Raw genomic sequence first — 12,420 nt, forward strand, 5'->3', positions numbered from 1 at the left:
AGTATAAGATATTTGGAGCTTACGTGTATTTTTTTACTCTAAATTGTTTGACAACCCCAACAATTAGTATAGAACCTTAAATTTCTATTTAGATGGTTTTTATTAAAAAAACAGAGCATGTGTTAAATGCTCTGCATGGTTTCTAAAATTCTTCTTCCTCTTGAACTGCTCTTCGAATAAAACGGAAATTACCTGTAGCTAATCGTGCATTGGTTTTTTCAGTAATTCGATCTTGACAACTAGGGCACATATAAGTGTGGATAGGGCGATTACGTAATTTCTTAGCTAATGGTGAGAAATCTGGAATATCGTTTAATGCATCACAGATTACACATTTCACTCGCATAGCATTACCTCCTTACTCTATATACATGCCTACGATTCCTGTTATAGGATTTTCGTAGTTAGAGCCATCTTCTAATAATAAGTAGACAGGGCCGTCTTCAGTCAACATTTGACCATTTTTACTAAATTGGAAAATAAGTTTTTTAGCTTCATCTATACTAAAACGTTCTTGCAATCCATCGGCTTTTTCAAAAACTACAGTAGTGGCGTTTTCTTTTGGTTCAGCATTGTTGATGAAAGGTTCAACTTTTATACCAAATGTACCTTTCATCATTTTTTGTCGATCAAATTTTCGTTCAGTTTTTAATGTTGGTGGGAAAGTAGCGCCTTCCATAATTTCACGAGACCAGAATTTACCAGCTTTTTCGATATATTCTTCGTCTGGGTCAACATCTGTTGTTTTTTCGATAAAATATGTTTCTAAATCCAGTTTGCGGTCATCAAAAATCCAAACTGTACAATCTAATGTTATTGGAAAGTTTACTGCACCTTTAATTTGAATGATGGATTCCATACTTTCTTCCTCCTCCGATATGCATTCCTTTCTTAGTATAACGCTTTTTACAATTAGATAGAAATAAATAATATTATTACTATTTAATTCATATGTGATACTTGCATTTTTTCTTTGCAAAAGCTAAACTTTATTAAGATAGAGTTGCAGAAATATCAGGTAATGGGGGCGTCCTCATGGATACAAAATCACAAAGTTCGTATCAGGAGAAAGCATTGGAACTCCTAATTGCCGATGCGGATAAAATAGCTAAATTAATAAGGGTGCAAATGGAACATCTTACAATGCCACAGTGCCCCTTGTATGAAGAAGTTTTAGATACGCAAATGTTTGGTTTATCTCGTGAAATTGATTTTGCGGTTAAACTAGGTTTGCTTGAACGTGAAAAGGGAAGAGATATTCTCGATTCACTGGAAAAAGAAGTGTCTGCATTACATGATGCTTTCACAGAGAAATAAGCGAAAAACTCAAACACAAAGTTGTTTGGGTTTTTTTGCTAAATAATAAACGAGGTAAAATCATGAAAACCTATTTAAAAAAATATGCGAAGTATTTTGACTACCCACTATTTTTTACATATATATTATTATGTCTGTTTGGGCTGGTCATGATTTATAGTGCAAGTATGTTTTGGGCAGTAAATACATTACATTATTCACCAGATCATTTTTATAAAAAACAAATGATGAATTTATTTATTGCTATATTTGCATTTTTAATTGGATTAATCATCCCTTATAAGAGATATCGAGAGAATGGAATGATGAAGTTAATCATTGCAGGTATGCTTTTCTTATTATTTGCAGTATTTGTAGTTGGTTTTAGCCCTGGTAATTCCGGTGCAAAAAGTTGGATTGACCTTGGTGTCGTCAATATACAGCCATCAGAACTTACTAAATTGGGAATGATCTTATACTTTGCAGCATTTTTCACAAAAAAGAAAGAATTAGGGAAAATAGATATTATTAATGAATCGATTGTACCCCCTTTATTTGTTTTTGGTATAGCTGTTTTCTTCATATCTTTAGAGCCTGATTTAGGTGCAATCGGTTTGATTACAATTATTGTACTATCAGTTATGGCTGCTAGTGGTATGAAATTCTCTACATTTGGTAAAATTGTTGGTTGTTTAATAGGATTAGCAACAGCAGGCCTAATTGCACTATTTATTTTCAGAGACTCATTCTTTACAGAACGCCGGGTAGGCCGATTGAAAGCGTACTTAGACCCATTTAAAGATGCAAATGAATATGGCTATCAAATGGTAAACGGCTATTATGCTATTGGATCTGGTGGGGTAAAAGGTTTAGGACTTGGACAATCTATACAAAAAATGGGATATTTACCTGAACCGCAAACAGACTTTATCCTTGCAATCATTTCTGAAGAATTAGGAACGTTTGGCATTGCGATTGTTTTATTTGGTCTAGGCTTTATAGTCTATAAAGCGATGCGATTAGCTATTAAAGCAAAAGATCCATTAGCTCGAATGATTGCGGCAGGTATTGGTAGTTGGATTGGAATTCAAACATTCATAAATGTTGGGGGACTAAGTGGACTTATTCCTTTAACAGGTGTACCACTTCCGTTTATTAGCTATGGCGGAACTTCAATAATTTTGTTATCTTTAGCTATGGGGATATTAGCAAATGTCTCCATGATTGTAAAAAAAGATAATCAGCAATCCTAAGGGGGAAACTTTATGCCAATTAAAAAAATTCTAGTAGCTAATCGTGGAGAAATAGCTATTCGCGTTTTCCGTGCTTGTACAGAAATGAACATTCACACAGTGGCGATTTATTCAAGAGAAGATAGCGGTTCTTTTCACCGTTATAAAGCAGATGAAGCTTATCTTGTTGGGGATGGCAAGAAACCAATTGATGCTTATCTCGACATAGAAGGGATTTTGAAAATAGCTAAAGAGTCAGGTGTTGATGCAATACACCCTGGCTACGGTTTTTTATCTGAAAATTTAGAGTTTGCAAAACGTTGTGAAGAAGAGGGGATTATTTTTATCGGCCCAACTTCAAAGCACTTAGATATGTTTGGGGATAAAGTAAAGGCAAGAGAACAAGCTGTCGCAGCTGGAATACCAGTAATCCCTGGTACAGATGGTCCAGTCGAATCTCTTGAGGAAGTATTATCTTTTGGAGAGGAACATCAATATCCATTGATGATTAAAGCGGCCCTCGGCGGTGGTGGTCGTGGTATGCGCGTAGTACATAATGCAGAGGATGCAAAAGAAGCATATGAACGTGCAAAATCAGAGGCAAAGGCAGCATTTGGATCTGATGAAGTTTATGTTGAAAAATGTATTCTGAATCCGAAGCATATCGAAGTTCAGATACTAGGGGATAAAGAGGGGAATTTAGTTCATCTATATGAAAGAGATTGCTCTATTCAAAGACGACATCAAAAAGTAGTTGAAATTGCCCCGTCAAATTCAATTTCTCAAGATTTACGAGAAAGAATTTGTGATGCAGCTGTGCAACTGATGAAAAACGTTGGATATATTAATGCAGGTACGGTCGAGTTTCTAGTATCAGATAATAATTTCTATTTCATCGAAGTAAATCCGCGTGTTCAAGTAGAACATACGATTACAGAAATGGTGACAGGAATAGACATTGTCCATGCTCAAATTAATATTGCAGCTGGTCATACATTACATGGAGATGTAATTAGTATTCCTGAACAATCCAAAATCCCATTGTTTGGGTATGCTATTCAATCACGTGTTACAACTGAAGATCCGCAAAATAATTTTATGCCTGATACAGGAAAACTAATGGTATATCGTTCAAGCGGTGGTTTTGGTGTTCGTTTGGATGCGGGTAATGGTTTCCAAGGAGCTGTTATATCTCCACATTATGATTCATTATTAGTAAAAGTTTCTACTTGGGGAAATACATTTAAAGAAGCAGCGGCTAAAATGGATCGAAATTTACAAGAGTTCCGTATTCGTGGTATCAAAACGAATATCCCATTTTTGGAGAATGTTGTAAGACACCCTAAGTTTATAGATGGTAAATTTAATACTAGTTTCATAGATTCAACACCAGAGTTGTTTTTATTTAGACCTGCGCGTGACCGTGGTACAAAGTTACTTAGCTATATCGGTAATGTAACGATAAATGGTTTCCCTGGAATCGAAAAAAAACAAAAACCTATTTATCCAAAACCTCATAAACCAGAAGTTGATCATTCAATTATCATTCCTTCTGGTACAAAACAAATTTTAGATGAACAAGGCCCAGAGGGATTAGTTAAATGGATTCGACAACAAGATGATTTATTGTTAACAGATACGACTATGCGAGATGCGCATCAATCCCTTCTTGCTACACGTGTTCGCTCATACGATATGCATGAAATTGCAGACGAAACAGCAAGGATTATGAATAATTATTTCTCCCTTGAAATGTGGGGAGGGGCAACTTTTGATGTTGCATATCGATTCTTAAAAGAAGATCCTTGGGAACGTTTGATCAAATTACGCGAACAAATACCAAATGTATTGTTCCAAATGTTATTACGTGGGGCAAATGCAGTTGGATATAAAAACTATCCAGATAATCTAATCAAAGAGTTTATCCAAAAATCAGCAGAAGCTGGTATTGATATCTTTAGAATTTTCGACAGTTTAAACTGGATCAAAGGTATGGAAGTAGCCATAGACGCTACAAGAAATGCTGGGAAGATTGCAGAAGCTGCTATTTGCTACACAGGGGATATTCTAGATGATGGTAGAGCAAAATACACTGTAAACTACTACAAACAAATGGCGAAAGAATTAGAGGCTGCTGGAGCCCATATTCTTGCTATCAAAGATATGGCTGGATTATTAAAACCTGAAGCTGCCTACCGTTTAATTTCAGAATTAAAAGAATCTACTGATTTACCAATTCATTTACATTCACATGATACAAGTGGAAATGGTATTTACTTATATGCAAAAGCAGCAGAAGCAGGTGTAGATATCGTAGATACTGCTTTAGGTTCTATGGCAGGGTTAACATCTCAACCAAGCTCAAATAGTTTGTATTATGCCATGAAAGGTAGTAAACGTCAAGCTCGTGCGAATATAGAGGGTATTGAAAAACTATCTTATTATTGGGAAGATGTTCGTAAATATTATAAAGACTTTGAAAGTGGTATGATTAGCCCTCATTCTGAAATCTATGTTCATGAGATGCCGGGTGGTCAATATAGTAATTTACAACAACAAGCAAAAGGTGTTGGCCTAGGAGATCGTTGGGAAGAGGTTAAAAAAATGTATTCCCGCGTAAATCTATTATTTGGAGATATTGTTAAAGTAACACCTTCATCAAAAGTAGTTGGTGATATGGCGTTATTTATGGTGCAAAATGATTTAGATGAAAAATCTGTTTTAGCTCGAGGGAAAACAATAGATTTCCCAGATTCTGTTATAGAATTTTTCCAAGGTTATTTAGGCCAGCCATATGGCGGATTCCCAAAAGAATTACAAAAGGTAGTATTGAAAGATCGTGAACCAATAACTGTTAGACCAGGTGAATTATTAGAGCCAGTCGATTTTAAAGAAATTCGTGATAAATTATTTAACAAATATAATAGACCGATTACAAGTCATGAAGTATTGGCTTATTCTTTGTATCCAAAAGTATTTGAAGAATACATGGAAACAGTGAAAAAGTTCGATAATGTTTCGGTTCTAGATACATTAACATTCCTTTATGGGCTGAAACTTGGAGAAGAAATTGAAGTTGAAATTGAAAAAGGAAAAACACTGATTATAAAATTAGTATCCATTGGCGAACCACAACATGATGGTACTCGTGTCCTTTATTTTGAACTAAATGGACAACCTCGTGAAATTGTCATTCAAGATATGACAGTTGAAGTGGCGGGGGAACGTAAGCCAAAAGCGGATCCATCAAACGCTGACCAAATCGGTGCAACAATGCCTGGTACTGTATTAAAAGTAGTTGTTTCACCTGGAAGTCCTGTTAAACGTGGTGAACATTTACTAATTACTGAAGCGATGAAAATGGAAACAACTGTGCAAGCACCTAAAGATGGTGTTATTAAACAAATATTCGTCCAAGCAGGAGATTCTATTTCAACAGGAGACTTACTAATCGAAATGGAATAAGTATTTACAATGAAAAAATCCCCCGAAATTTGGGGGATTTTTTATTTATTATTTAAGTTTTGATTGCTTCTAGAAATAAGCATAATCATGTAACACAAAAGACCGAATAATAATGATATGAATAGCGTGTGTAATAATGCAACAATAATATTAAGGCGTGATAGAACAACACCCATACCTGCTATAACTTGAAGACAAACAATGATAAATGCTAGAATCCATCCCCAATAAAGGACTTTTTGGTCTTTATAATGTTTAAGAACATGGATTGTAATGACTAATATCCATACAAATATTAGTCCGGCAGCAAATCTATGCCCCATTTGTACCCATTCATAAAAATTTTCAGGTAATCCTATGTCATCATTTCGACAAAATGGCCAGTCACGACAGATTAAGCTTGAGTTTGTATGCCTTACTAGTGCCCCAGTATATACTACTAGATAAGAGTAAATCGTGACACCGATTGTATGCCATTTTAATGTACTACCAATATGTACATTGTTTACATTAAATTTCTGATCGACTTCGAAAATAATAAGAGTTAATAAAAATACTGCTGCAAATGAAATAAGAGAAATACCAAAATGTAATGCCAAAATGAAGTCGCCTTGTCCCCATAAAACTTGCGCAGCTCCTATTAAAGCTTGAGCGATTAAAAAGAATACTGCCATAAAGGAAAGAAATTTTACTTCACGAACAGACCCAAGCTTTCTCCAGGACCAAACGGATAAGACCAAGATAAAAATAGATACAGAGCCTGTCACAGCACGATGGGAAAATTCTATTAAAACTTCTTTAGTAATGTGTTTTGGTATTAAGGAACCGTTGCAATCTGGCCAGTTTCTACCACAGCCCATACCGCTGTCGGTTTTTGTAACGAGTGCCCCTCCCAATAATATGAGCATCATTCCAATTGTCGCAGCAACAGCAAACCATTTCATGTATTTACTTTGTTGCATATTTAATTGACACCTACTTTGAATATAGTAATCACTTTTTGTGATACCTGCAGTTTTGATGATATCGAAAATGGAGGGAAAATACAACTTGTAAAAAGTATTGACAATCATACGGAATTGCTATTTCACAAATTGTTCATAATTTCGTATTATAACCTTCACAATATCAATAGATAAAATGATTTACTATATATATATTGTGTTAGAGCTAACGGTTCCCTATAGTCATAGATATAAAATTTCATATTTCGTCTAGAAATAATCACCTTTTTTAGTTATAGTAAGGTTAACAGATTATGCTTATCATTTTGAAAGGAGGGGTATAATGTCTAATAGTCGGGTACTATCTACAAGTAGAAATAGTGAGCCAAAAGCAAGCTCCTTTTTGAAGGATTTCCTAGCACTTATTAAGATTGGAATTGTTAATTCAAATTTAGTAACCACTTTTACAGGACTTTGGTTAGCATTTCAATTTACTAACAGGCACTTTTTGCAAGATTTAGATATAATGGTTTATGCTCTAATAGGTTCTGCATTTATAATTGCTGGTTCTGGAGCGATGAACAATTATATAGACCAAGATATCGATCCTGTAATGAAGCGTACAAAGTCAAGACCAACAGTTACCGGTAGATTTTCGCCTCGATTTGTGATGACAGTTGCCCTTTTCCTTTTATTTGTGGGCGAAATTTTGTTATTTATGGCATCATATGCTGCCGGTGTATGGGGACTTGCGGGAATTATAAGCTATGTAGTCTTATATTCAATGTGGTCAAAGAGAAAACATGTTAGTAACACAATTGTGGGAAGTATATCCGGCGCTATTCCACCAATAATAGGCTGGGCTGCTGTTGAACCTTCACTAAGGGTAGAAACCTTCGCGCTATTCTGTATTATGTTTGCTTGGCAGCCTCCGCATTTTTATGCGCTTGCTATGAAGCGAACAGAAGAGTATCGTAAAGCTGGTATCCCAATGTTACCAGTAGTAAAAGGGTTCAACAGAACAAAAAAGTCTATGTTTTTTTGGGTAACGCTATTGTGTCCACTTCCTTTTCTATTAATGAAGTTAGGAATAGGATATATCATCCTTGCAACTGTATTGAACCTAGGTTGGCTCGTACTTGCATTGAAAGGTTTTAAAGCTAAAGACGATTTAAAATGGGCTAACAAAATGTTCGTATATTCTTTGAACTATATGACCATTTTATTTGTTTCTATGATTATTTTTTCTGTCTTAAGCTAATTTTGGGATTCTTTCTTTTTAAAGAATTCATATAAAACAACCACAGTCCTGGTTACACATGAAATACAACAAAGAAAGAGGGGTTTAATTAAGCTATGATGAAAGGGCTTAAAAAATGGCGTCTATTTGCAATGCTAACAGCACTTATTGTTTTCCTTTCTGGTTGTGGTAAAAATTATTTATCTACTTTATCTCCAGCTGGTGAAGTTGCAAAAGAACAACATAATTTAATGCTATTAGCTACAGCAATTATGACGCTAGTTATTTTAGTTGTAGTAATTATCTATGTACTTGCACTTGTGAAATTCCGTCGTAAAAGAGTTGGGGAAGACGTAATTCCTAAGCAAGTAGAGGGTAGTACTAAGCTAGAAATTCTATGGACAGCTATTCCGATTATTTTACTTTTAATTTTAGCTGTACCAACAGTCGCTCTTACTTATAAACTTGCTGATACAAAAGCGATGGATGCAAAAGTGGCTGATGGACAAAACAAACCTGTTACGATTAACGTAACTGCTAAATTATATTGGTGGCAATTCGAATATAAAAATGAAGGAATTGTTACATCACAAGAATTAGTAGTACCAACAGGTGAAAAAGTTTACTTCAACCTAACTGCAGGAGATGTAAAGCACTCATTCTGGATTCCTGCTATTGGTGGTAAAATGGATACAAACGTTGATAATGTAAATAAGTTCTATTTAACATTTGATAAAGAATCAAAAGATCTTGAAGACGGTGTATTCTACGGTAAATGTGCTGAACTTTGTGGTCCTTCACACGCATTAATGGACTTTAAAGTTAAAACTTTAAGCAGAGCTGACTTTGATAATTGGGTCAAAGAAATGAAAGCTTCTGATAAACAAGTTGCAACAGGTGACCTTGAAAAACAAGGTGAAGAAATCTTTAAAACTAGCTGTGTATCTTGTCACGCTACATCTGGTGTAGGTAAAGGTACTGGATTAGCACCAAACCTTGCTACATTTGGTGATCGTAATCGTGTTGCAGGTGTGTTAGATCATAACAAAGAAAATATTAAAAAATGGATTAATGATCCACAAGCCGTTAAACCAGGTAATACTATGCCTCAACCTGAAAAAATTAATAACGGTAAAAAATTCACAGATCAAGAGCTTGATGCTTTAGCAGCTTACTTAATGGGCTTGTCTGTAGAAAAATAATGTAAAATTTATTTGAATCATTTTGAAGGAGGTTAAGGTTTTGAGCTCAACTGCAAAGAAAAAGGGCTTTGGCGCAACAATTTGGGACTACTTAACAACAGTAGACCATAAAAAAATCGCCATTCTATACCTTATTGCCGGTACATTGTTCTTCGTAATCGGTGGTATCGAAGCAATGCTCATTCGTATCCAACTTGCAAAACCAAACAACGATTTTGTAAGTGCGGGACTCTTTAATGAAATTATTACAATGCATGGTACTACAATGATTTTCCTTGCTGCTATGCCATTGTTATTTGCGTTTATGAATGCTGTTGTACCATTACAAATTGGTGCACGTGACGTTGCATTCCCATTCTTAAATTCACTTGGTTTTTGGTTATTCTTCTGGGGAGGAGTTTTCTTAAACCTTTCATGGTTACTAGGTGGAGCTCCTGATGCTGGCTGGACTTCATATGCATCTCTATCTCTAGCATCACCAGGACATGGTATTGATTTTTATGCTATCGGTTTACAAATCTCAGGTGCAGGTACATTAATTTCAGGTATTAACTTCATTGTTACAATTATTAATATGCGTGCTCCTGGTATGACATTTATGCGTATGCCTTTAATGACTTGGACAACATTCGTTTCAAGTGCATTAATCTTATTCGCATTCCCTCCACTAACAGTGGGATTATTCTTTATGATCTTTGACCGTATGTTTGGTTCAAACTTCTTTGACCATACTATGGGTGGTAATACAATTATTTGGGAACATTTATTCTGGATCTTCGGACACCCAGAAGTATATATTTTAGTACTTCCTGCGTTCGGTATTTTCTCAGAAATTATCCCAACATTTGCTCGTAAACGTTTATTCGGTTATTCTTCAATGGTATTTGCGACAATCTTAATCGGTTTCCTTGGCTTCATGGTATGGGCTCACCATATGTTCACTGTAGGTCTAGGTGCAACTGCAAATGCTATCTTCGCTGTTGCAACAATGGCGATTGCTGTTCCAACTGGTATGAAAGTATTCAACTGGTTATGTACAATTTGGGGCGGTTCAATTAAAGTAACTACACCAATGCTTTATGCACTTGGTTTTATTCCATCATTTGTAGCTGGTGGTGTTACTGGGGTTATGCAAGCAGCAGCTCCTCTTGACTACCAATTACATGACTCATACTTTATCGTAGCTCACTTCCACTATGTTATTGTTGGTGGTATCGTGTTAGCATTACTTGCTGCTACTCACTTCTATTGGCCAATTATGTTTAATAGAATGTTAAATGAAACACTAGGGAAAATTACATTTGTATTCTTCTTTATTGGTTTCCATTGTACGTTCTTCGTACAACATTTCTTAGGTTTAATGGGTATGCCTCGTCGTGTATTCACTTACTTACCAAACCAAGGTTTGGATACGTATAACCTTATTTCAACAGTTGGTGCCTTCTTAATGGCAATCGGTGTTATCTTGTTAGTGATCAATGTTATTATCACAACAATTAAAAACAAACCATGTGGTCGTGACCCATGGGGTGATGGACGTACTCTTGAATGGGCAATTGAACAACCAGTACCATTCTATAACTTTAGACAAACTCCACTTGTACGTGGCTTAGATACTTATTGGATCGAAAAAATGGAAGGAAACAAAGAAGGAATGTCATATGCAGAACCTGTTACAGACATTCATATGCCTAACAATTCTTTCATTCCATTCGTAATGGTAATCGGTCTATTTATCTCAGGCTTTGGTGCACTTTACAATCAAGATACTGATAAACCATGGTCACTTGCAGTATTAATCATTGGTCTAGTAATTACTTTTGGTTCAATGGCTGTACGTTCACTTAAAGATGATCTAGGTTATCATATTTCTAAAGAAGAATTAATGAACGAAAAAGGGGGTAACAAATAATGGATTTAAAAACTAAATTCACCCCTCAATCATGGCCGGAACATCCAGAGCAATCAACTGTAGAAGGTAAAAATAAAGTTCTTGGTTTCTGGATCTTCCTTGGCGGTGAAACAGTTCTATTTGCTACTTTGTTTGCAACATTCTTAGCTCTTAAAAACAAAGGGCCAAGTGGCATGGAGTTCTCTACTCAAAGCTTATTTGAGTTACCACTTGCATTCATTATGACAATGTTACTGTTAACTTCTTCATTAACAAGTGTGTACGCTATGTACCACATGAAAAATTATAATTTTAAAGCAATGCAAGCTTGGTTAGCAATTACAGTAATTTTAGGTCTTGGATTCTTAGGATTTGAAATCTATGAATTTACACATTATGTGCATTTAGGATTTACTTTTACTCAAAGTGCATTTGGATCTTCTTTCTATACTTTAGTAGGTACACATGGATTGCACGTAGTTATTGGTCTTGGATGGATAATTTTATTGATGTTGAGAAATGCTAAACGTGGTTTAAATCTTTATAATGCGCCTAAATTCTTTATTGCGTCATTATACTGGCACTTTATCGACGTTGTTTGGGTATTCATCTTCACTGTAGTTTACTTGATGGGAGTGATAAAATAATGTCACATGACGTACACGTAGAAGCTAGAAACGATGCAGAATATAAATATTCTCGTCGTAAAGCTGGTCAAGCGATGCGTAATCAAGTAACTGTTTTTGCAGTTATGATTTTCTTGACTTTTATCGCATTCGCAGCAGTTCAAGCTGGATTTTCAGTTTATCTAGTTGTACCAGTGATTTTATTATTCGCTGGTGTTCAAGTAGGCCTTCAATTGTATTACTTCATGCATTTAAGTGAAAAAGGCACTGGAATAATTCAATTCTTTATGTATTCAGCAGTGTTAGTTGCATTCACAATGTTACTTGCATTTGTAACAATCATTTGGATTTAATGCAAAAGTAAATACTTTCAAAACCGAGTCTATTTCTTAATAGGCTCGGTTTTTTTATATTATTTAAAAGGACTTTTTCTCGTATATCGAACAAATTTAAAGTCAACTTGTAAGTAAAATTTTGCTCTAATAACGGTTAAAACCAAATGTCATGATTCGTTCATTGTAGTT

Annotated in this window: 11 protein-coding genes; 8 read left to right on the top strand and 3 right to left on the bottom strand. The window is 35.2% G+C overall.

Annotation, left to right across the window (positions count from 1 at the left end; translation table 11 throughout):
- Window positions 1-142: 142 nt before the first annotated feature.
- Together Q0977_RS00005 and Q0977_RS00010 are read right to left on the bottom strand one after the other, a co-directional pair.
- Entirely contained in the window at window positions 143-346 is a 204-nt protein-coding gene (locus Q0977_RS00005) for a YlaI family protein (protein ID WP_119414747.1), read from the bottom strand.
- A gap of 12 nt (window positions 347-358) precedes the next feature.
- A complete protein-coding gene (locus Q0977_RS00010; protein ID WP_119414748.1) occupies window positions 359-859 on the bottom strand; it encodes a peptidyl-prolyl cis-trans isomerase in 501 nt (166 codons plus the stop codon).
- A 176-nt stretch (window positions 860-1,035) separates the two neighbouring features.
- On the opposite strand from Q0977_RS00010, the gene Q0977_RS00015 reads away from it, so the two are divergent.
- The 3 genes from Q0977_RS00015 (at window position 1,036) to pyc (ending at window position 5,993) form a co-directional block, all read left to right on the top strand.
- A complete protein-coding gene (locus tag Q0977_RS00015) occupies window positions 1,036-1,317 on the top strand; it encodes a YlaN family protein (protein ID WP_119414749.1) in 282 nt (93 codons plus the stop codon).
- 62 nt (window positions 1,318-1,379) lie between these two features.
- The gene (locus Q0977_RS00020; protein ID WP_299509360.1) at window positions 1,380-2,549 is read left to right on the top strand and encodes an FtsW/RodA/SpoVE family cell cycle protein; all 1,170 of its coding nucleotides are present in this window, start codon (window positions 1,380-1,382) and stop codon (window positions 2,547-2,549) included.
- 12 nt (window positions 2,550-2,561) lie between these two features.
- The gene (pyc, locus tag Q0977_RS00025) at window positions 2,562-5,993 is read left to right on the top strand and encodes a pyruvate carboxylase (RefSeq protein WP_299509362.1); all 3,432 of its coding nucleotides are present in this window, start codon (window positions 2,562-2,564) and stop codon (window positions 5,991-5,993) included.
- Between the two features lie 41 nt (window positions 5,994-6,034).
- Here the strand turns inward: pyc and Q0977_RS00030 are convergent, their stop codons facing one another.
- Complete coding sequence (locus tag Q0977_RS00030; protein ID WP_119414752.1) at window positions 6,035-6,955, bottom strand: heme A synthase; 921 nt, start codon at window positions 6,953-6,955, stop codon at window positions 6,035-6,037.
- 325 nt (window positions 6,956-7,280) lie between these two features.
- On the opposite strand from Q0977_RS00030, the gene cyoE reads away from it, so the two are divergent.
- From cyoE to Q0977_RS00055, 5 genes are all read left to right on the top strand, one after another.
- Window positions 7,281-8,198 (top strand): heme o synthase, encoded by a 918-nt coding sequence (gene cyoE, locus Q0977_RS00035; protein WP_299509366.1) that lies wholly within the window; start codon window positions 7,281-7,283, stop codon window positions 8,196-8,198.
- Between the two features lie 95 nt (window positions 8,199-8,293).
- Window positions 8,294-9,379: a cytochrome c oxidase subunit II gene (coxB, locus tag Q0977_RS00040; RefSeq protein WP_299509368.1), complete on the top strand. Its 1,086-nt coding sequence runs from the start codon at window positions 8,294-8,296 to the stop codon at window positions 9,377-9,379.
- Between the two features lie 40 nt (window positions 9,380-9,419).
- A complete protein-coding gene (ctaD, locus tag Q0977_RS00045) occupies window positions 9,420-11,291 on the top strand; it encodes a cytochrome c oxidase subunit I (protein ID WP_124218675.1) in 1,872 nt (623 codons plus the stop codon).
- On the top strand, window positions 11,291-11,917 hold the full coding sequence (locus Q0977_RS00050; RefSeq protein ID WP_119414756.1) for a cytochrome (ubi)quinol oxidase subunit III: 627 nt from the start codon (window positions 11,291-11,293) through the stop codon (window positions 11,915-11,917). The genes ctaD and Q0977_RS00050 overlap by 1 nt, the downstream gene beginning before the upstream one ends.
- On the top strand, window positions 11,917-12,249 hold the full coding sequence (locus Q0977_RS00055; protein ID WP_119414757.1) for a cytochrome C oxidase subunit IV family protein: 333 nt from the start codon (window positions 11,917-11,919) through the stop codon (window positions 12,247-12,249). Before Q0977_RS00050 ends, Q0977_RS00055 begins: the two co-directional genes overlap by 1 nt.
- Window positions 12,250-12,420: the final 171 nt, after the last annotated feature.

The organism is uncultured Rummeliibacillus sp. (genome assembly GCF_934216135.1).
Lineage (GTDB): Bacteria > Bacillota > Bacilli > Bacillales_A > Planococcaceae > Rummeliibacillus.

Bases quoted from the DNA above. Each gene is read 5' to 3' on its own strand.
- Q0977_RS00020 (WP_299509360.1), top strand. From the start codon at position 1,380: ATGAAAACCTATTTAAAAAAATATGCGAAGTATTTTGACTACCCACTA.
- Q0977_RS00010 (WP_119414748.1), bottom strand. From the start codon at position 859: ATGGAATCCATCATTCAAATTAAAGGTGCAGTAAACTTTCCAATAACA.
- pyc (WP_299509362.1), top strand. From the start codon at position 2,562: ATGCCAATTAAAAAAATTCTAGTAGCTAATCGTGGAGAAATAGCTATT.
- Q0977_RS00015 (WP_119414749.1), top strand. From the start codon at position 1,036: ATGGATACAAAATCACAAAGTTCGTATCAGGAGAAAGCATTGGAACTC.
- Q0977_RS00055 (WP_119414757.1), top strand. From the start codon at position 11,917: ATGTCACATGACGTACACGTAGAAGCTAGAAACGATGCAGAATATAAA.
- cyoE (WP_299509366.1), top strand. From the start codon at position 7,281: ATGTCTAATAGTCGGGTACTATCTACAAGTAGAAATAGTGAGCCAAAA.
- Q0977_RS00050 (WP_119414756.1), top strand. From the start codon at position 11,291: ATGGATTTAAAAACTAAATTCACCCCTCAATCATGGCCGGAACATCCA.
- Q0977_RS00030 (WP_119414752.1), bottom strand. From the start codon at position 6,955: ATGCAACAAAGTAAATACATGAAATGGTTTGCTGTTGCTGCGACAATT.
- coxB (WP_299509368.1), top strand. From the start codon at position 8,294: ATGATGAAAGGGCTTAAAAAATGGCGTCTATTTGCAATGCTAACAGCA.
- Q0977_RS00005 (WP_119414747.1), bottom strand. From the start codon at position 346: ATGCGAGTGAAATGTGTAATCTGTGATGCATTAAACGATATTCCAGAT.